Source organism: Pseudophaeobacter sp. A-200-2 (assembly GCF_041008815.1).
GTDB lineage: Bacteria > Pseudomonadota > Alphaproteobacteria > Rhodobacterales > Rhodobacteraceae > Phycobacter > Phycobacter gallaeciensis_A.
The window spans coordinates 51,091-68,558 of sequence record NZ_JAXGFU010000012.1 but is presented as its reverse complement, the minus strand read 5'-3'; the positions used below and the strand labels follow the sequence as shown (position 1 = coordinate 68,558).

The 17,468-nt window shown below is 62.7% G+C and carries 22 protein-coding genes; 14 read left to right on the top strand and 8 right to left on the bottom strand.

All coding sequences use genetic code 11. The annotated features are described in order from the left end of the window. Window positions 1–26 precede the first annotated feature (26 nt). The 3 genes from SM766_RS17830 to SM766_RS17820 all read right to left on the bottom strand — a co-directional run bounded on the left by SM766_RS17830 (window position 27) and on the right by SM766_RS17820 (window position 1,920). Entirely contained in the window at window positions 27–767 is a 741-nt protein-coding gene (locus SM766_RS17830) for an ImuA family protein (protein WP_368948630.1), read from the bottom strand. 166 nt (window positions 768–933) lie between these two features. Beyond that, window positions 934–1,335, bottom strand: a complete 402-nt coding sequence (locus SM766_RS17825) for a rhodanese-like domain-containing protein (protein WP_065271131.1) — start codon at window positions 1,333–1,335, stop codon at window positions 934–936. A gap of 183 nt (window positions 1,336–1,518) precedes the next feature. After that, a complete protein-coding gene (locus tag SM766_RS17820; protein WP_065271130.1) occupies window positions 1,519–1,920 on the bottom strand; it encodes a rhodanese-like domain-containing protein in 402 nt (133 codons plus the stop codon). Window positions 1,921–2,123: 203 nt separating this feature from the next. Here SM766_RS17820 and SM766_RS17815 point away from each other — a divergent pair, with 203 nt between their 5' ends. Then, window positions 2,124–3,167 carry an aldo/keto reductase gene (locus SM766_RS17815; RefSeq protein ID WP_368948629.1) on the top strand — a complete coding sequence of 348 codons (1,044 nt, stop codon included), beginning with the start codon at window positions 2,124–2,126 and terminating at the stop codon, window positions 3,165–3,167. A 210-nt stretch (window positions 3,168–3,377) separates the two neighbouring features. Here SM766_RS17815 and SM766_RS17810 read toward each other — a convergent pair whose 3' ends face one another. After that, window positions 3,378–4,412 carry a GlxA family transcriptional regulator gene (locus SM766_RS17810; protein ID WP_065271128.1) on the bottom strand — a complete coding sequence of 345 codons (1,035 nt, stop codon included), beginning with the start codon at window positions 4,410–4,412 and terminating at the stop codon, window positions 3,378–3,380. A 135-nt stretch (window positions 4,413–4,547) separates the two neighbouring features. Between SM766_RS17810 and bcoG the strand changes: the two genes are divergently transcribed. From bcoG to SM766_RS17790, 4 genes are all read left to right on the top strand, one after another. Then, window positions 4,548–5,465 (top strand): 3-dehydrocarnitine:acetyl-CoA trimethylamine transferase BcoG, encoded by a 918-nt coding sequence (bcoG, locus tag SM766_RS17805; RefSeq protein ID WP_065271127.1) that lies wholly within the window; start codon window positions 4,548–4,550, stop codon window positions 5,463–5,465. Beyond that, window positions 5,462–5,836, top strand: a complete 375-nt coding sequence (locus SM766_RS17800) for a hypothetical protein (RefSeq protein ID WP_368948628.1) — start codon at window positions 5,462–5,464, stop codon at window positions 5,834–5,836. The genes bcoG and SM766_RS17800 overlap by 4 nt, the downstream gene beginning before the upstream one ends. Window positions 5,837–5,925: 89 nt before the next feature. Next, window positions 5,926–7,398 carry a carnitine 3-dehydrogenase gene (locus SM766_RS17795; RefSeq protein WP_368948627.1) on the top strand — a complete coding sequence of 491 codons (1,473 nt, stop codon included), beginning with the start codon at window positions 5,926–5,928 and terminating at the stop codon, window positions 7,396–7,398. Between the two features lie 10 nt (window positions 7,399–7,408). Then, complete coding sequence (locus SM766_RS17790; protein WP_274834751.1) at window positions 7,409–8,161, top strand: SDR family oxidoreductase; 753 nt, start codon at window positions 7,409–7,411, stop codon at window positions 8,159–8,161. Between the two features lie 59 nt (window positions 8,162–8,220). On the opposite strand, the gene SM766_RS17785 is transcribed toward SM766_RS17790, so the two are convergent. Then, window positions 8,221–9,084 carry a helix-turn-helix domain-containing protein gene (locus SM766_RS17785; protein WP_065271123.1) on the bottom strand — a complete coding sequence of 288 codons (864 nt, stop codon included), beginning with the start codon at window positions 9,082–9,084 and terminating at the stop codon, window positions 8,221–8,223. A gap of 150 nt (window positions 9,085–9,234) precedes the next feature. On the opposite strand from SM766_RS17785, the gene SM766_RS17780 reads away from it, so the two are divergent. The 3 genes from SM766_RS17780 to SM766_RS17770 are packed head-to-tail and all read left to right on the top strand — an operon-like array spanning window position 9,235 to window position 11,319. Next, window positions 9,235–9,441 carry a DUF2061 domain-containing protein gene (locus SM766_RS17780; protein WP_065271122.1) on the top strand — a complete coding sequence of 69 codons (207 nt, stop codon included), beginning with the start codon at window positions 9,235–9,237 and terminating at the stop codon, window positions 9,439–9,441. Window positions 9,442–9,454: 13 nt separating this feature from the next. Beyond that, window positions 9,455–10,399, top strand: a complete 945-nt coding sequence (locus tag SM766_RS17775; protein WP_490363370.1) for a fatty acid desaturase — start codon at window positions 9,455–9,457, stop codon at window positions 10,397–10,399. 17 nt (window positions 10,400–10,416) lie between these two features. Then, window positions 10,417–11,319 carry an EamA family transporter gene (locus SM766_RS17770; RefSeq protein WP_368948626.1) on the top strand — a complete coding sequence of 301 codons (903 nt, stop codon included), beginning with the start codon at window positions 10,417–10,419 and terminating at the stop codon, window positions 11,317–11,319. 30 nt (window positions 11,320–11,349) lie between these two features. Here the strand turns inward: SM766_RS17770 and SM766_RS17765 are convergent, their stop codons facing one another. Further along, window positions 11,350–12,081, bottom strand: coding sequence for an NUDIX hydrolase (locus SM766_RS17765; protein WP_065271120.1), 732 nt, complete (start codon window positions 12,079–12,081; stop codon window positions 11,350–11,352). A gap of 28 nt (window positions 12,082–12,109) precedes the next feature. After that, complete coding sequence (locus tag SM766_RS17760) at window positions 12,110–12,514, bottom strand: DUF983 domain-containing protein (RefSeq protein ID WP_065271119.1); 405 nt, start codon at window positions 12,512–12,514, stop codon at window positions 12,110–12,112. Window positions 12,515–12,710: 196 nt separating this feature from the next. On the opposite strand from SM766_RS17760, the gene SM766_RS17755 reads away from it, so the two are divergent. The 4 genes from SM766_RS17755 (at window position 12,711) to SM766_RS17740 (ending at window position 14,793) form a co-directional block, all read left to right on the top strand. Next, window positions 12,711–13,205 carry an EF-hand domain-containing protein gene (locus SM766_RS17755; protein WP_368948625.1) on the top strand — a complete coding sequence of 165 codons (495 nt, stop codon included), beginning with the start codon at window positions 12,711–12,713 and terminating at the stop codon, window positions 13,203–13,205. Window positions 13,206–13,272: 67 nt separating this feature from the next. Then, entirely contained in the window at window positions 13,273–13,845 is a 573-nt protein-coding gene (locus SM766_RS17750; RefSeq protein WP_425537297.1) for an RNA polymerase sigma factor, read from the top strand. Beyond that, window positions 13,838–14,242, top strand: coding sequence for a hypothetical protein (locus SM766_RS17745; RefSeq protein WP_368948624.1), 405 nt, complete (start codon window positions 13,838–13,840; stop codon window positions 14,240–14,242). The genes SM766_RS17750 and SM766_RS17745 overlap by 8 nt, the downstream gene beginning before the upstream one ends. Further along, window positions 14,239–14,793 (top strand): periplasmic heavy metal sensor, encoded by a 555-nt coding sequence (locus SM766_RS17740; protein WP_368948623.1) that lies wholly within the window; start codon window positions 14,239–14,241, stop codon window positions 14,791–14,793. The genes SM766_RS17745 and SM766_RS17740 overlap by 4 nt, the downstream gene beginning before the upstream one ends. Before the next feature lie 54 nt (window positions 14,794–14,847). On the opposite strand, the gene SM766_RS17735 is transcribed toward SM766_RS17740, so the two are convergent. After that, a complete protein-coding gene (locus tag SM766_RS17735) occupies window positions 14,848–16,248 on the bottom strand; it encodes a diguanylate cyclase (protein ID WP_368948622.1) in 1,401 nt (466 codons plus the stop codon). Window positions 16,249–16,362: 114 nt separating this feature from the next. Between SM766_RS17735 and SM766_RS17730 the strand changes: the two genes are divergently transcribed. After that, a complete protein-coding gene (locus SM766_RS17730) occupies window positions 16,363–16,647 on the top strand; it encodes a DUF3572 domain-containing protein (RefSeq protein WP_274834746.1) in 285 nt (94 codons plus the stop codon). Window positions 16,648–16,686: 39 nt separating this feature from the next. Then, a complete protein-coding gene (locus SM766_RS17725; RefSeq protein ID WP_368948620.1) occupies window positions 16,687–17,397 on the top strand; it encodes an HAD family hydrolase in 711 nt (236 codons plus the stop codon). The last annotated feature ends 71 nt before the right edge of the window (window positions 17,398–17,468 follow it).

Below are 17,468 nucleotides of genomic sequence, written 5' to 3'. Positions count from 1 at the left end.
GCCCTTTTCGTCAGATCATGTCGTATTCAGCTAACTTTTTTGATTTGCTTCCCGGCTTCTTCCATTGGGGGCGTGGCTCGGCTCTGGCCTTGCTCCTGTCCGGGGGAGGGAGTGGACGTGTCAGGGGCGACAGTTTCAGTCAAAGGGCCGCCCGGAGCCCGTTGTGTCAGCTGCCAGCTGCGCGGGGGCAGGGCGCGGGCGCGCAGCCGGTCCAACTGCCAGATACGATTGCGGTACTGATGCGCGGGGCGCATGGTCCAGCGGCTTTCGATGCCCTGGGCGCCACCCGCGCCGGGCGTCAGCAGCAGCGCCAGCGGCGCGTTTCCGTCCATCGCCAGAGGCCCGCCCGCCGCAGCTGCCATATGCAGGCGCCGTACCGGGGTGATGGCCGGGGGGGCGGGCAGGTCCGCGATGACAAGCGGGGTGGCGCCGCTACGCAGGGCTTCCTCCATGGTCCAGAGAACATCTTCGGATCGGGGGGCTGTCACCCAGAGAAACCGGGACGGATCCGCAAAATCCACCATGCCGTCGGGGTTCAGTTCTGCGGCGTCCCGGGGCGGAGAGATCCACAGCACTGGCCCGGCCATCGCCCCGGCCAGCCAAAGCGCGAAACTGTACCGGGCGCTGCCACAGGCTTCATGCGCTCGACCGCGCTGCAGGGCGATATCCCCGAGCAGGGTGACGCTGGCCTTTCGCTGTCTTTGGCCTGGGGTGGAACCAGAGGCTAGTCCGGTAGGCAGCTGTGGAGGGATGGGGTGAATCGACATGGTTGTCAGATTACAGTGTTCGCCTTTTGTTCTCAATATTGTTTGGCGGGAGTGCAGCAGAAAGGGCAGGGCATGAAGGAGGGGGAATGGGGCAAAAGGAAAGCGACGCGGGAGGGCCGTGTCGCTTTCCTTTTGCCGCTCAGGGCGGGTGATATCCGGCGGTGGGTCAGCTCTCGCGGGGGACGACGGCGCCGCCCTCTTCGGCCCATTTGGTAAATCCGCCTTCCAGATGCATGACCGGGGACAGGCCCATCTCCATCGCCGCGCGTGCGCTCAGCGCCGAACGCCAGGCACTGGCGCAGTAAAACACATAGGTTTTGTCCTGGTTGAAGATGGGCTTGTGATAGGGGCTGTCCGGGTCGATCCAGAATTCAAGCATGCCGCGCGGGCAGGAAAACGCACCGGGGATCATGCCCGAGCGCTGCAGCTCACGAATATCGCGCAGATCGACAAAGACGTAAGACTCGTCCTGGGCTTTCTCTTTGGCGTCCTCCACGGACATGGTGTCAACCATGGCGTTGGCTTCGGCAAGCAAGGCCTTGATGCCTTTGGTGATGTTCTGTGGCATGGAGACTCTCCCTGATTAGATCCGCCGCAGGCTGTTCTATTTTCACACCCTCGGCAAGACCCTCGGATGCGGCAGGCAGCAGGAAAGCGCAGGGAGACATGACGACGCCCCGGCATTCGGAGGTGCCGGGGCGTCCAGAGAAGGGCGCAGGCCCTCTCTTCACTCAGTGCGGGTAGGCCAGCGTTACCATTTAACCGGACACAAGGCGCCGCCGCTTTCCATCCAAGCGTCCAGGCCGCCCTCCAGATGCCGGACCTCGGGAAGGCCCATTTCCAACGCAGCCTTGGCAGCCAAAGCCGATCGCCAGCCATTGTCGCAGTAAAAGACAAACAGCTTTTCTTCGTCAAAGACCTCCTTGTGGTAGGGGCTTTCCTTGTCGATCCAGAATTCCAGCATGCCACGCGGGCAGGAAAACGCGCCGGGGATCACGCCGGTGCGGTAAAGTTCGCGAATGTCGCGCAGATCCACGAATTGGGAGCGTGCCTGGCTTAGGAGCGCCTGGGCTTCATCGAGCGTCACGTGTTTCACCACGCTGTCCGCTTCGGCGATGAGTTCCTTGTAACTTTTCTTCAGTGGAAATGTCATGGGGTGCTCCTTCAATTCGGGTTATGTTTCAGGGTCTTGTTCCGGGTCCTTACGTGATTTTCGTTCGGGTCGGGCGGTACCTGTTCGCGTTAAGGGTGTGCCTTTTTTGGAGGCAGCAGGTAAAGCGACCAACGGCATAGGGTTGCACTCCTTTGGGTCAGGAGTAGTGTCTTTTGAAACGTTTGAGACAGGGATCGCGCGATATGAAAATGAACCCTCTGGGCCGCACCGGAATGACGGTATCCGAGCTGTGCCTTGGCACCATGACCTTTGGCACCCAGACCAGCGAGGCTGACGCACATACTCAGATCGACATGGCGCTGGCGGCGGGCGTGAACTTTGTCGACACCGCCGAAATGTACCCGGTGAACCCGGTCAGCAAGGAAACCGTCGGCCACAGTGAAGCGATCATCGGCAACTGGAATGAAAAGACCGGACGCCGCAGTGATTACATCCTGGCCACCAAACACTCGGGCGAGGGGCTTGCCGTGGTGCGCGACGGAGAGGCGATCTCGTCAAAGACCATCGCGCCGACCATCGAAGGCTCGCTGAAGCGGCTGAAGACCGATTACATTGATCTCTACCAATTCCACTGGCCCAACCGGGGCAGCTACATGTTCCGCAAGAACTGGAGTTATGATCCCTCGGGCCAGAACCGGGAGGAAACCCTCGCCAATATGCTGGATTGCCTGGAGGCGCTGCAGGCGCAGGTGGACAAGGGCAATATTCGCGCCTTTGGTCTTTCCAACGAAAGCGCCTGGGGCACAGCCCAATGGCTGCGCTTGTCCGAGGAAAAGGGCTATCCGCGCGTGGCTTCGATCCAGAACGAATATTCGCTCCTGTGCAGGATGTATGATACGGATCTGGCCGAACTCAGCGTCAACGAAGACGTGGGGCTGATGGCGTTTTCGCCGCTGGGAACCGGACTTCTGACCGGGAAATACCAGGGCGGTGCGGTGCCAGAAGGATCACGCAAGACGCTGAACCCAGAGCTGGGCGGGCGCCACTCGCCGCGGGTCTACGCCGCCGTTGATGCCTATCTGGAGATCGCAAAGCGCCACGGGCTGGATCCGGTACATATGGCGCTGGCCTGGTGCCGCACGCGGCCCTTCATGGCCTCGGCCATCTTCGGGGCGACCACCGTTGCGCAGTTGGAGCATGCCCTGCAATCAGTCGATGTAACGCTGGATGCGCAGGTGCTGGAGGAGATCGACGCGGCCCACCGCGCCCACCCGATGCCTTACTGATCGTTCACCACACGAAACAGAGTGCTCCCGCGCCCGCAGGTGCATCGGCTGATGCCGATACCCCTTGGCGGCCTTGGGCCAGGCTCGGCGCTTCTGCGCCGAGCCTGGCCCAAGGAGAACGGTACATGTTTCATGTGCCGGTGGCGCGCGGGAGCGCCCCGCGATCCTTCAGCCCGGTCGTGTGACCTGGTCGGCCCGTTTGCCGCACCCTCAGTGGGTGGTGGGGCGGTGATCCTGCGCGGCGTGGTCCGCGGTGGAATAGGCCGTGGATTGCGTTTCGTTCCGCTCCTGGCGCAGATCCCGGGCCGAGCTGCCATGCGCCAGCCGGAAGGCGCGGGCAAAGCTCGATTGCGAGGTGAATCCGGTGGCCATGGCCACATCCATTAGCGGCAGATCGGTATCGGTCACCAGCCGCCGCGCCTCGGCCAAGCGCAGTTGCAGGTAATGGTCCTGCGGCGTGGTATTAAGGCGCAAGCGGAATTGCTGCTGCAGGCTGCGCGGGCTGGTGCCGAGGCTTTCTGCAATGCGCGCAAGTGGCATCGGATCATCCAACGCTGCTTCCATCAATGCATTGGCCTTGGCCGTCAGCGCGTTGTGCTTGTGTCCGCCAAGGCGGCTTTGCGGGCGGGCCATGCTGGCAGCCCCGTCATAAAGGAACAGACCAGCGACGCGGGCGGCAAATCCGGCGCCATGACGGGCGCTGATGATATGCAGCATCATCTCGATCGCAGGGGTGGCGCCGCCCGAGGTCATCCGTCCGTCGGACACGGTAAAACGGTCGCTGCGGCAATCCACATCCGGGAAACGGGCCGAGAAATTCTCCAGATCCTCCCAATGGGTGGTCGCGGGGTGATCGTTCAGCAGGCCCGCTTCGGCCATCAGCCACGGACCGCCGTCGATGCCTGCAATGGTGGCACCTGTGCCCGCAATGCGGCGCAGCCCGGCCAGCAGGCTGGGGGTGGCGTGGCGCGCCAGCTGGAAACCGGCCACCACAATCATCAGCTCGCATCCTTCGAGCCGGGACAGAGGCGTGGTCGGCACCGTCAGCCCACTGGTCAGCATCGGCGGCTCATCCGTTGCGCTGATATAGTCCCAGTCAAAGGCACAGCGACCGGCCAGCCGGTTGGCCGCGCGCATCGGGTCGACCGCTGCCGCAAAGGACAGCGTGTTGCATTCGTCCAGCACCAGAACCGCGCATTTCAGCGGGCGATGCTCGGGTTGCAGGATGTTTTTCGCGGATTTCATCAAGTCGGATTCGCTTTGCGTAAACTGTTCCCCGGAAGGCTGAGGCACAGTAGAGGTCAACGCAAACAGGAATCTGGGGAGGAGCCTGGGGATAACCCACGGCAAAACCCTGTACATTGAGGGGAAAACGAAAACATGCCTCTGACCATGAACCGCGACGTCTTTATCACCTGTGCCGTGACCGGCTCTGGCGGTAGCCAGGACCGCAGCCCGCACGTGCCGCGCTCGCCCAAACAGATCGCCGACAGCGCCATCGCAGCAGCCAAGGCCGGCGCGGCCGTGGTCCACTGCCACGTGCGCGATCCCGAAACCGGCACCCCGAGCCGGGATCTAGGTCTTTACCGCGAAGTCACCGACCGCATTCGCGACAGCGACACCGATGTGGTGCTGAACCTGACCGCCGGCATGGGCGGCGACATCACCTTTGGCGACGTGGAAAACCCGCTGCCGGTCAAGGATGCGGGCACCGATATGATCGGCGCCACCGAACGCATGGCGCATGTGGCCGAATGCCTGCCGGAGATCTGCACTCTCGATTGCGGCACAATGAACTTTGCGGAAGCCGACTACGTGATGACCAACACCCCCGGCATGCTGCGCGCCATGGGGCAGATGATGACCGATCTGGGCGTGAAGCCCGAGATCGAAGCCTTTGACACCGGCCATCTGTGGTTCGCCAAGGAACTGGTGAAAGAGGGCATTTTGGACAGCCCGGCGCTGGTGCAGCTGTGCATGGGGGTGCCCTGGGGCGCGCCGAACGACCTCAATACCTTCATGGCGATGGTGAACAACGTTCCGGACGACTGGGACTGGTCCGCGTTTTCGCTGGGGCGTGATCAGATGGCCTATGTCGCGGCCTCGGTTCTGGCGGGCGGCAATGTGCGCGTGGGGCTTGAGGATAATCTCTGGCTGGAGAAGGGCGTGTTGGCCGAGAACTGGCAGCTGGTGGAACGCGCCGGCACCATCATCGAGAACATGGGCGCCCGGGTGATCGGCCCCGAAGAGGTCCGCAAGCAGCTCGGCCTGACCAAACGGGCGCCGGTGGCGAAGTGATCCGCCGGGCTCTGACATCCATGGTCTTTTGCGGCGTGGCGCTGTCTTCCGCCGCAGAGGAGGCACCGCTTTGGGAGGGCTACTGGTCCCCCAATGCGGCCTGGTGCGCCCGGGCCGGGGATGTCGGAGAGCAAACGCCTGACTGGTACGGACGCGAAGGGTTATTCGGCCTGGAATGGAGCTGTGACATCGCGGCGGTCCGCGAGACTGGCGTGGGCGATAGCTGGGCTCTGAAACTGCAATGCCTTGATGCGGGATACGCGTACAGCGATGCGCAGATATTCCTGGTGACGCCGGATGATCGGCTGCAGATCATTGATGAAAACGGGTTCGCGGCCGATCTGGTGCGCTGCGCAGCTCCACAAGACTAAACTGATGGGATGGCGTGCACGGCGCGCCCTGTGAAAGCGTAGGCGTGGCCCGCGCAGAGGCACAGCCAAATGCAAATGGAAATGAGAACATGAAAACAGCAGCAATCATTGGCGGCGGCGTGATCGGCGGCGGCTGGGCCGCGCGGTTCCTTCTGAACGGCTGGAACGTACGGGTCTTTGATCCCGACCCCGAGGCGGAGCGCAAGATCACGGATGTGCTGGATAACGCCCGTCGGTCCTTGCCGGGGCTTGGCAACGTGGCCCTGCCTGCCGAAGGCGCGCTGTCTTTCCATCCCACCATTGCCGAGGCGGTTGCTGGCGCCAGCTGGGTGCAGGAAAGCGTGCCTGAGCGGCTGGACCTGAAGCAGAAGGTCTATGGCGAACTTCAGCAGCATGTGGCGCGGGGCGCGGTGATCGGCTCCTCCACCTCTGGCTACAAGCCGTCGCAATTGCAGGAGGGGTTTGACAATGCGGCGCAGATCGTGGTCGCGCATCCCTTTAACCCGGTCTACTTGATGCCGCTGGTCGAAGTGGTCACCACCGAGGCCAATACGCCCGAGGTCATCGACAAAGCCAAGGCGATCATTACCGAAATCGGTATGTACCCGCTGCACCTGAAAAAGGAAATCGATGCCCATGTGGCGGACCGCTTCCTGGAGGCGGTCTGGCGCGAGGCGCTGTGGCTGGTCAAGGACGGCATCGCCACCACCGAAGAGATCGATAATGCGATCCGCTACGGCTTTGGGATCCGCTGGGCACAGATGGGTCTCTTTGAGACCTATCGCGTTGCGGGCGGCGAAGCGGGCATGAAGCACTTCCTGGCCCAATTCGGCCCTTGCCTTACCTGGCCCTGGACCAAGCTGATGGATGTGCCGGAATACAACGACGAGCTGGTCGACCTGATCGCCGGTCAGTCCGATAAGCAATCGGGCAAATACTCGATCCGTGAGCTGGAGCGGATCCGCGACGACAACCTTGTCGGCATGATGCGGGCGCTGGGCAATACCAACTGGGGCGCGGGTGCGCTTCAGAACGCCCATGATAAGGCGCGCGAAGGCGCCATGGGGCTGGCCAGCACCATGGAGGACGTCGCGGACCTGTCGCAGCCGGTTCTGACCCTGAACCGCACCGTTCCGTTGGATTGGACAGACTACAATGGTCACATGACCGAAAGCCGCTATCTGGACGCCTTTGCCCAGTCCACCGACCGAATGATGGCAATCATCGGCTGCGATGCCGACTATATCGCCTCGGGCGGCAGTTTCTTTACCGCCGAGACCCACATCCGCCACATCGACGAGGTGCATGCAGGCCATCCCATTCAGGTCAGGACGCGGGTGATCATGGCCGAAGGCAAAAAGATGCACCTGTGGCATGAAATGTACGAAGGTGAACGTCTGCTGGCGACCGGGGAACACATGCTGCTGCATGTGGATCTGAAAACCCGCCGCTCGGCGCCGCCCGCGCCGCATCTGGCAGCGAACCTGACAAAATTCGCCGAGGCGCATGCGGCACTGCCGGCCCCCGAGGGGCTGGGCCGCGCCATCGGCGCGCCGCGCTAGGGCGGCGGCGATGCGGGTTCTGATCACCGCCGGGGCATCGGGCATTGGCCGCGCCATGGGCGAGGCTTTTGATGCCGCCGGGGCCGAGGTATGGGTCACCGATCTCGACCCCGCAGCGCTGGAGGCGCTGCCGGATCACTGGCACTGCCACGCGGCGAATGCCGCGTCCGAGCCGGAGATGCGGGCGGTCTTCGACAAGATCGCCGACGCTGGTGGGCTCGATGTGCTCTGCGCCAATGCAGGCATCGCCGGGCCGACCGCGCTGGTCGAGGATATCGACCTTGAGGACTGGCGCTCTTGTGTCAGCGTCAATCTCGAAGGCGCTTTTCTTGCCGCCAAACATGCCACGCCGCTGATGAAATCGGCGGGACGGGGGGCGATCGTGCTGACCTCCTCGACGGCGGGGATCTATGGCTATCCGAACCGGGCGCCCTATTCGGCGGCGAAATGGGCGGTGATTGGCCTGATGAAGACCCTCGCGATGGAACTGGGGCCTTTTGGCATCCGCGCCAATGCGATCTGCCCCGGCGCGGTGGAAGGACCGCGCATGGAGGGCGTGCTGGAACGCGAAGCGGCGCTGAAGGGCATGAGCCGGGACGCTGTGTATGAGGGATATGCTTCGGGCACCTCGATGCGGTCCTGGGTGACAGCCGCGGATGTGGCCAATATGGCGGTCTTCCTTGGCTCTGACGCGGCGCGGCTGGTGTCGGGTCAGGTGATCGCAGTGGATGGTCATACCGAGAACCCGGACCCGAAGGTCTGAAGGTGGCTCGGCCTGCTGCCGCAGGCCGAGCCTGACGCTGCGCCTGGGCGCAGCTGTGCCTAATCGCGGATACCGGTTTTCCAGGCCCGCAGCCGTTCGGGCAGCTGCCGGGCGGTCAGATCCGCCTCGCGGATCAGTTGGTCGAAATGGTTGGTGAAGGTCTCGATCCGTTCGCGGTCGCGGAATGCCATGTAGTGGCTTCCGGCATAAAACACGCAGAGCAGCGGCCCGAAGATGGTCACAGGCGATGCGAACAGGCGTTTTGCATCAAAGAGATAGATCCGTAGTCGTGGGTAGAGTTGAGTGCAAAGCCGCTCGAAATGATCCAGCTGCTCCAGCCGAATGTCCAGCGGCAGACCTTCGTAATAGCCGCAGGCATTGGCAAAGCTTTCCAACTCGTACAGCGGCATCGCGATTTCATAGTCGGATTGGGCTTGCCGCATCAGGGACAGGCGGTCTTCGGAGGCGCCGATGGCCTGATCGGCAGTGCGGCCCAGGTGCGGCGCATATTCCCATTCCAGCAGGGCGCGGGTTTTCAGCAGATCGGGCAGGGCGGCCGGCACATGGCGGATCTTGTAACCCGCTGCCTCCCGATGCCATTCGAAAATCCTTTCATCCACCAGGGCGCGTGGGGCCTCGGTGACGGACATGCTGGAGGCCAGCAGCTCTGCCGCGCTTTCGGGGCGGTCCGACAGGCTCAGCAGCCAATCCGCCGATACGCCAAGCGCCGAGGCGCAGGACCCCACCACATGCGCATTCGGCAGCCGGGCGCCGTCATCGGTGAGCAGCTGCGAAATGGTGGACCGGTCCACGCCGGTCTGGCGGGCCAGGGCGCTTTGGCTCATCCCGCGTTCACCAAGTGCCCGGTTCAGGCGTTCGCGGAATTGCTGGGCACGTACCCGTTTGTCAATTTTGGTATCCATTGGTGACAAATATCACATGTGATGAAGTTTGTTAATTACATTCAGAATGTCGAACATCCGATACCGGGCCTAGTCTGAGCGTAGAAGCAGAGCAGGACGCGACCGACGGCAGCGCCTGCCAGCTCCAGTCAGCACAGTGTAGGAGGTACTATGGAAACGCGCAGACGTTCTGTCGTGAAAGCGGTGATCTGGAATGTGATTGGCCTGACCGTGATGACGGTTGTGGGCATGCTTGCAACCGGATCGGCGACGGTCGGCGGGGCGATGGCCTTGGTGAACACGGGGCTGGGGTTCGTCACCTACCTAATCTATGAGCGGATCTGGGCCGGGATCGCCTGGGGGCGGGCGCATGTCTGAGGTGCGCGCACAAATGCCCGAGGCAATCAGCCAGGGTCCGGAGGCGCCAATACTGCCCTCTGACCTGATGCCGCGCGGGGTGGAGTGGGGCACGCTGGTGCTGATCCTGATCTGCTATACCGCCTGGTTTGCGGTGATTTTTTGGCTCTCGGCCTTCAGCACGGCACTCGCCGTGGTACTGGCGGGCGTGTTGATCGCCTTTCACTCTTCGCTGTGTCACGAGGCCTTGCACGGGCATCCGTTCCGCAACCGGATCCTGAACGAGGCGCTGATGGCGCTGCCGCTCAACCTGGTGATCCCCTACGGCCGCTTTCGCGACACCCATCTGGCGCATCATCAGGATGAGCGGCTGACCGACCCGTTCGACGATCCCGAAAGCAACTTCATGTGCCCCGAGGTCTGGCGCGGGCTGGCGCCGTGGAAACGCGCCGTTCTACGTATGAACAACACCCTGCTGGGGCGGATGCTGCTGGGGCCGCTGATCGGGCAGATCTGTTTCATGGCGGGGGACTGGCAGCTCGTCCGGCAGGGCGACAGGCGGGTGATTGCGGATTGGCTCCTGCACATTGCCGGCAGCGCGCTGGTGGTCTGGCTGGTGCTGCGTGCGCCGATGCCGGTCTGGGCCTATGCCATTGCCGCCTATCTGGGATTGGCACTGCTGAAGATCCGAACCTTTCTGGAACACCGCGCCCATGAAGAGGTCCGTGGCCGCACCGTGGTGATCGAGGATCGCGGGCCGCTGGCGCTGCTGTTCCTAAACAACAACCTGCATATCGTGCACCACATGCACCCGGGCGTGCCCTGGCACGCGCTGCCGCGGCTCTATCATCGGCACCGCGCGCTCTATCAGGCAGCCAACCGTGCCTATGTGTTCCCCTCCTACCAGCAGATTTTTCGCGACTATTTCATCCGGGCCAAGGATCCGGTGCCGCATCCGCTCTGGCAAAAGGGAAAATAAGCGCTCATAAGCTGATCATGCTGACCTGGATTCCCGTTTCAATCGCCGCCGCGAGCTTTCAGACCGTACGCTTCATGCTGCAAAAGGTTCTGAGCAGTGTCACCCTGTCCCCGGGCGGGGCGACCTTTGCCCGCTTTGCCTATTCGGCGCCGATCATTCTGGCGGCACTGGCGGCTTATCTGATGGCAACAGGGCAGAGCCTGCCGCATCTAGGTCTCATGTTCTGGGTCTTTGCCACCATCGGGGGAACTGCGCAGATCCTTGCCACGGTCTGTGTGGTGGCCCTGTTCAAGCAGCGCAATTTTGCCGTTGGCATCACCTTCAAGAAGACAGAGGTTATTCAGACCGCCCTTGTCGGCCTTGTGGTGCTGGGGGACGGGATCAGCCCCTGGGGCTGGGCAGCGATCCTGATCGGGCTCTCGGCCGTGCTCGTCTTGTCGAAAACTCCGGAAGTGAAGGGCGCCTGGTGGCAGCATCTGACCAACAAGGCCTCACTGCTGGGGCTTGGCTCTGGTGTGCTTTTCGCCTTTTCCGCCGTCAGCTATCGCGGGGCATCACTGCAACTGGGCGATCTGGACCCGATCTTTCGTGCCGGAGTGACGCTGGCATCGGTTGTCTCCTTGCAGACAGTGCTGATGCTGATCTGGCTGGCGCTCAAGGAAAAGGGTGAGATTACCCGCGTCTGGCAGGCGCGCCGGGTTGCGGTCTGGGTTGGTTTGACCAGTATGGGCGGTTCGTTCTGCTGGTTCTGGGCCTTCACCTTGCAAAACGCTGCCTACGTCAAGGCGCTGGGACAGATCGAACTGGTGCTGTCGCTGCTGGCCTCGGTCCTGTTCTTCCGGGAGAAAATCACCGTCCGCGAAATCACCGGCATGGGACTGCTGATCCTGTCGATCCTCGCGTTGGTGCTGGCGATCTGACCTTCCGCCGTCACGGAGGGGTGAGCAGGTTCAGGAGCTTTCCGGCATCGGATAGCCCTTCAGCCGCAGGAACAGGCTGGTTTCATCATCGTTGCGGAAATAGGGTACGCTGTCCGGCGGATTGGTGTCGCGGATGCGGCCAGTCACCTCGGCCAGAACCACTTCGGTGATAAAGGGCAAATCGAAGGTACGAACCTCGCTGAGCGGGATCCACTGCAGATGCGACAGCTCGTCCGAGGCCTGTGAGAAATCATCGAGATCGCCGACAATGGCATCGGCATCGATCAGAAAGAACCGCGCATCAAACCGACGGGGGCGGCCCGGCGGCGTCAGTGCCCGGAACACGAATTGCAATGCCCGCGCCGAAGGCAGATGGCCGCTTTGCGCAAAGGCCTGCCAATCTTCGGGAACCGGATCGCTCCAGTCCCCCGGCGTACCCAGCAAGAGCCCGGTTTCCTCCCACAGCTCGCGGATCGCGGCAATGGCCAGTGCGTGGTGCAGATCGTGCGGCGCCTGTTCGGACAGACGGTCGCGGCAGACTGCGGGCAGAGGATCGGCCAGCGGCACGGAACTGTCTGCCAGATCCACCGCGCCGCCGGGAAAGACGAACTTGTTCGGCATGAAGGCAGCCTTGGCGCCACGCTGGCCCATCAGGACCTGCGGGTCATCGGCCATCCGATCACGTACGGCGATCACCGTCGCCGCGTTGCGGATTGCCGTTTTGTCCTGACTTGTTACGCCCTGAACCTCTGCGCTGCTCATCTGCCTCTCCCCTTTGTTTCCAAAGGGTTCAGGTTCTGTCTTCGAACCCGTGCATCCGCCGCGCCCATTGATAGGCGACGACAACCCCCTTCAGTCTGGGGAGAAGATACAGCGACGAAGCCAGACAGCCAATCGAGAAAACTGTGAACGTTACGAGAGGTGCCGGCCGCCAGGCGAAATAAACCACATGCAGCAGCGGCGCCATCAGGTGGCCCACCACCAGAATGGTCAGATAGGCGGGGCCGTCATCGGCGCGGTGGCCGGACAGATCGAGGCCGCAATTGCTGCAGCTGTCGTTCACCTTGAGGTAGGAATGCAGCAGTTTGCCTTTGCCGCATTCGGGGCATTTCTGACGCCAGCCTTTCAGCAGGGCAGGCATTGTCTCGCGTTCGGTATCGGTGTCGGGGGCCATCACGGCTTGGGACTCAGTCATGAAATATCCTGTGTTGCAAACGCATGTTTGCGCGCTTCTTGCCCGAGGGAAAGGGGGGCGCACAAGGTCTGCGGCTGGATGCCGCAAAAATAGCAGGCAAAAGTAAATCACATTTTTGCGACGGAAAGATCGGGCTGCGGCGTTTCTTCTATGCATCGGGCAGCACAGGGCTGCTACCAATCAAAGGGAAGATGACATGAAACATACGCAGTTCATCGCCGCTATCGTTGCAGTTGCCGGCCTGGCCGGAGCTACGGCTGCTCTTGCTCAATCGGGTCCCGGCCATCACGGCCCCAAAGTGTCGTTCGAGGAACTGGATGCCGATGGCAATGGCGCGGTATCGCCCGAGGAAATGACCGCCCACCGTGCGGCCCGTTTCGCGCAGGTTGATGCGAATGGTGACGGCAAACTGTCGGTCGAGGAAATGCAGGCCGAGGGTGCGCGGCGCGCAACCCAGCGTGCGGCGCGGATGATGGAACGGTTCGACAGCGATGGCGATGGCGCGCTCAGTCAGGATGAGTTGCCTGATCACTCCAAGCGTGGTGATATGTTCTCTCGGATGGACAAGGACGGCAATGGCGCTGTGTCAAAGGAGGAGTTTGACCAGGCCCGGATGAACCGTGGTGGTATGCATCATGGCGGCAAGGGCGGCAAGAATTGCGGTCAGAAACAGGGCATGGGGCAGAACTGATCCTTCAGGCGTGCTGCAAAGAACGGATACATCAGCGGGCAGGGCTTCCTTGGAAGGCCTGCCCAAGGTGAGCGCGTCGCCGGATGACGAGGTGCTGCTGGAGCTCTTTGCCCAGGGCGACCAGCGCGCGGCAGCCCTGCTGACCGAGCGGCTTGGCCCCCGTGCATTCGGGGTGGCCATGCGGGTTCTGGGCAACCGGGCCGAAGCAGAGGATGTGACACAGGAGGCGATGATGCGCCTGTGGCGGATCGCTCCGGAGTGGCGGCGCGGAGAGGCGAAGATCTCGACCTGGCTCTACCGGGTGGTGATGAACCTCTGTATCGATCTGAAACGTCGCCAGCGCGGCGGGTATCTGGACCTGGACGCGGTCCCCGACCCGCCGGATCCGGCGCAAAGCGCGCCCGAGGCGATGCAGGACGGGGCCCGCCATGATGCGCTGCAGGAGGCGCTAATGCAATTGCCCGAGCGGCAGCGTCAGGCAGTGATCCTGCGCCATCTGGAAGAGCTGGCAAATCCGGAGATCGCCGGAATTATGGATATTAGCGTTGAGGCGGTCGAAAGTTTGACCGCCCGGGGCAAGAGGGCGCTGGCGGCACTGCTTGCCGGGCGCCGGGAAGAGTTGGGGTATCACGATGGCTGACACCGAAAAAGATATCGACCTGCTGGAGGCGCTGTTCGAAGAGGCGCGGCGGGACCAGCCGACATTGCCGGATGACCTGAGTGCGCGCATTCTTGCGGATGCAGCGGATGTTCAGGCCCGGCAGGCGGCGGCTTTGGCCGTGCCCCCCGCGCAAAACCCGGCCGCGGCATTTGCCGCATCCGCAATCGGGATGTGGCGCCAGTTTCGCGCTGCGGTTGGCGGATGGCCGGCCATGGGTGGCATGGCGGCCGCCTGCGCTGTCGGGCTGTGGATCGGACTGGCGCCGCCGTCTTTCCTACCGGACCCGGCCGAGTTCACGCAGCTGTCCGTGGATACGACAGCACTGCCATACGATAGTTACGACCTGGCCGTGATGCTGGGTGAGGAGACAGAATGAGCACTGACGGACAAACCCCGGCCTCTTCGAATGCAGCGCGTCCCGGCTCCTCTGGCGGTGGAACGGGTGAACCCCGGACTGGAATGCGGCTTTGGTTGAAGGTGCTTCTGGCCGTGTCTCTTGCTGCCAACCTTGCGGTGGCGGGGCTCGCGATCGGGGCGTTCATGCGCTGGCATGACGGATCGCATCCGGGCAAGCGTCCACCCTCGGTCGGGTCGATGATCTTCCGCGACCTGGACCGGGAGACCCGGACAGAACTGCACCGTCGCGCCGAAGGGGATCATGGCAGCTATGGGGCCCGCCGCCGCGCCGAGGGCGAGGCGGTCATCGCGATCTTGCGGGGGGATCCCTTTGATGCCGGGCAGTTGGCCAGGGTCCTGGAGCAGCAGGCCGACAACCGGCGGGCCTTTCAGATCTCGGTGCAGCGGGCCTGGATCGCCCAGGTGGAGGCCATGACTGCAGATGAACGCGCCCGCTATGCCGAGCGGATGCGGGAGATGCTGCGCCGACATGCGGAATGGCACAAGGCACATAGGTCCGGGAAACCCTGATATTGCTGCGCAACGTAGGCAGTGCTGGAAACTAATAGCAGCGGTGAGGAGCGCTCAGGCGACTGCTGTGTCGGGCCGTGACAGGGTGACCTGGTTGCGGCCTGAGTTCTTGGCGCCATAGAGCGCCTGATCTGCCTTGGCGATCAGAGAGGTGACATTTGTCATCTCCTTCTCAGAACCATCGCCAATGACCGCGCCGATGCTGATCGTCACCGCGATCGGTTCATCAATTTCTGGCACATCAAAGGGAGTGCTGTTGATCGCGTTGCACAGGGCAACGGCGGCCTCGCTCGCTTCCTGTTCATTGGCGCCGGGCAGGACGATCATGAATTCCTCGCCGCCAACCCGCGCCAGCAGGTCCACCGGGCGCAGGTGGCTTTGCAGCCGACGGGAGGCTTCGATCAGAACCGCGTCGCCGGCTGGGTGGCCATAGCGGTCGTTGATCTGCTTGAAGTGGTCAAGGTCGGCCAGCATCAGGGCGAATTTATCGCCGCTTTCGGCGGCGCTGCGGGCGGTGCGGTCCAGAAATGGTTTGGCATAGCGGCGGTTGAAGAGCCCGGTCATCGGATCTTCGACAGCGGCGCGCAGCCCGTTGCGGACGCTGTCGCGCAGCAGGTCGTGGCGGTGCTTGTATTGCAGCTGGGTGCCAAGACGCAGCGCCAGTTCCTCGACGTTGAACCCGTTTTGCAGCACATCATGGGCGCCGCGGTCCAGCGCTTCGGCGGCGATATGCGCATCGGCCGGATTGGGCACTGCGATGACCACCGACTGACGGGTGGTGGCCCGGGCTCTCAGATCGGCCAGAAGCCGCAGGCCGACGCCCGACGACATTTCGTTCAGCTCGATAATGAAAACATCGGCGACGGGATCGCTCATCAACGGCTGGATGTCACCGATCTGATGGGTGCGGATGTCATGCGGCACGTGGTGGGACAGACGGTCCTGCCAGTCCCGCGCGGTCTGGATATCCTCGGCCACCAGCGCCACCGTTGCCTTGATGTTGTGGGGGGCGCGACTGCGGTCGGTCAGGGGCAGGACAAAGCCATGCGAGGCATCGCGCTGGAGGTTCAGTTCTTCATTGGCGCTGCGGGTGCGCAGCAGGCTGCGGATCCGGGCCTGCAGGATCACATCGTCCAGCGGCTGCGGCAGCACGTCGTCGATCCCTGCCGAAAGCGCCTCAAGCCGCCGCATGGGGTTATCCGTGCGGCTGACGGCGATCACCGGCACATCCGCCAGGCTGTCGTCGCGGGTCAGTTCCCGTTTCACATCTGCGGCGCTGCCATCGGGCAGGGAGTTGGCGGTCAGAACCAGATCGGGGCGGCAGCCACGGGCAATTTCCAGCACACCGGAGACCTGTGTCGCCAGCACGACATCATAATAGGCGGCAGCAAGCTGCACCTTCATCATGATGCGGTTGGTTGATACACCGTCTATGACCAGAATGGTTCCCTGCACGCGCAATCCTTTCGAGGCATGCGTTTCGATGACTAGAAGTTTTCACCTCTGCTGGTTAATAAACCCTTTCATATTTTTATTAAAATGGCCGCAAAGTGTCAGGAAGGTGCCGATATGCAGTTTTCCGCCGATCAAGCTGAAACCATTGCCTTGCAGGCCCTGGCCTGGCTGTCCGGAAATGACGAGTTGTTCCCGGTGTTTATGGGCGCAACCGGTGCCAGCGAGGACGATTTGCGCAGTCGCGCCACCGATCCGGAGTTTTTGGGCTCGGTGCTCGATTTCTTAACGATGGACGATTCCTGGGTGATGGAATTCTGTGACAGCCTGGGCCTTAGTTATGAGACGCCAATGCACGCGCGGATGGCGCTTCCGGGTGGTGCGCAGGTTCACTGGACCTGATATGCAGTGCTCAGACCCTATTGTGATCAGGATCTTGTGATGCCGGTAGATGCTTTTCTGTTCGACAAGGACGGAACCCTTTTTGATTTTGCTGCCACCTGGAACAGCTGGGCGGCCGGGGTGCTGAAAAGCCTCGCGGGCGGGGATGTGGCCCTCGCAGGCGTCATGGCCGATACGCTGCGGTTTGATCTGAAGCGGGAGTGTTTCCATCCGGACAGTTTCGTGATCGCGGGCACCAACGGTGAGGTGGCGGCGGCCCTGGCGCCCCATGTGCCGCACATGAGCGAGGCCGAGCTGGAGCGGTTTCTGGCCGAAGGTGCAGCCAATGCGGTGCTAGCCGAGGCCGTGCCGCTTGCCGATTTCCTGGACGGGCTGCTGGCGCGGGGCAAGGTGCTGGGGGTGATGACCAATGATGCCGAAGTGTCGGCGCTGAGCCAGCTTGAGCGGGCAGGGGTTCTGGACCGCTTCACCTTTGTCGCCGGGTTCGACAGCGGCCATGGCGCCAAACCGGATGCCGCGCCGCTTCTGGCCTTCTGCAAGGCCTGCGGGGTTGCCCCAGAACGCACCGCGATGGTTGGCGACAGCCTGCATGATCTGCAGGCGGGGGCGGCGGCGGGCATGCGCCGTCTTGGGGTGCTCACCGGAATGGCCAGCCATCAGGATCTGGCGCCTCACGCCGATGCGGTCTTGCCGGACATTGGCCATATTCCCGAATGGCTCGACCGCGCGGGCCAGCCAGCGGCGCAATAACCTGCGATCCTGACGTGATGTTGCTGTGCGGATCTGTCCGCGCAGCCAAAAATTTGGGCTGAACTGTTCAC

Bases quoted from the DNA above. Each gene is read 5' to 3' on its own strand.
- SM766_RS17830 (WP_368948630.1), bottom strand. From the start codon at position 767: ATGTCGATTCACCCCATCCCTCCACAGCTGCCTACCGGACTAGCCTCT.
- SM766_RS17825 (WP_065271131.1), bottom strand. From the start codon at position 1,335: ATGCCACAGAACATCACCAAAGGCATCAAGGCCTTGCTTGCCGAAGCC.
- SM766_RS17820 (WP_065271130.1), bottom strand. From the start codon at position 1,920: ATGACATTTCCACTGAAGAAAAGTTACAAGGAACTCATCGCCGAAGCG.
- SM766_RS17815 (WP_368948629.1), top strand. From the start codon at position 2,124: ATGAAAATGAACCCTCTGGGCCGCACCGGAATGACGGTATCCGAGCTG.
- SM766_RS17810 (WP_065271128.1), bottom strand. From the start codon at position 4,412: ATGAAATCCGCGAAAAACATCCTGCAACCCGAGCATCGCCCGCTGAAA.
- bcoG (WP_065271127.1), top strand. From the start codon at position 4,548: ATGCCTCTGACCATGAACCGCGACGTCTTTATCACCTGTGCCGTGACC.
- SM766_RS17795 (WP_368948627.1), top strand. From the start codon at position 5,926: ATGAAAACAGCAGCAATCATTGGCGGCGGCGTGATCGGCGGCGGCTGG.
- SM766_RS17790 (WP_274834751.1), top strand. From the start codon at position 7,409: ATGCGGGTTCTGATCACCGCCGGGGCATCGGGCATTGGCCGCGCCATG.
- SM766_RS17785 (WP_065271123.1), bottom strand. From the start codon at position 9,084: ATGGATACCAAAATTGACAAACGGGTACGTGCCCAGCAATTCCGCGAA.
- SM766_RS17780 (WP_065271122.1), top strand. From the start codon at position 9,235: ATGGAAACGCGCAGACGTTCTGTCGTGAAAGCGGTGATCTGGAATGTG.
- SM766_RS17775 (WP_490363370.1), top strand. From the start codon at position 9,455: ATGCCCGAGGCAATCAGCCAGGGTCCGGAGGCGCCAATACTGCCCTCT.
- SM766_RS17770 (WP_368948626.1), top strand. From the start codon at position 10,417: ATGCTGACCTGGATTCCCGTTTCAATCGCCGCCGCGAGCTTTCAGACC.
- SM766_RS17765 (WP_065271120.1), bottom strand. From the start codon at position 12,081: ATGAGCAGCGCAGAGGTTCAGGGCGTAACAAGTCAGGACAAAACGGCA.
- SM766_RS17760 (WP_065271119.1), bottom strand. From the start codon at position 12,514: ATGACTGAGTCCCAAGCCGTGATGGCCCCCGACACCGATACCGAACGC.
- SM766_RS17755 (WP_368948625.1), top strand. From the start codon at position 12,711: ATGAAACATACGCAGTTCATCGCCGCTATCGTTGCAGTTGCCGGCCTG.
- SM766_RS17745 (WP_368948624.1), top strand. From the start codon at position 13,838: ATGGCTGACACCGAAAAAGATATCGACCTGCTGGAGGCGCTGTTCGAA.
- SM766_RS17740 (WP_368948623.1), top strand. From the start codon at position 14,239: ATGAGCACTGACGGACAAACCCCGGCCTCTTCGAATGCAGCGCGTCCC.
- SM766_RS17730 (WP_274834746.1), top strand. From the start codon at position 16,363: ATGCAGTTTTCCGCCGATCAAGCTGAAACCATTGCCTTGCAGGCCCTG.
- SM766_RS17725 (WP_368948620.1), top strand. From the start codon at position 16,687: ATGCCGGTAGATGCTTTTCTGTTCGACAAGGACGGAACCCTTTTTGAT.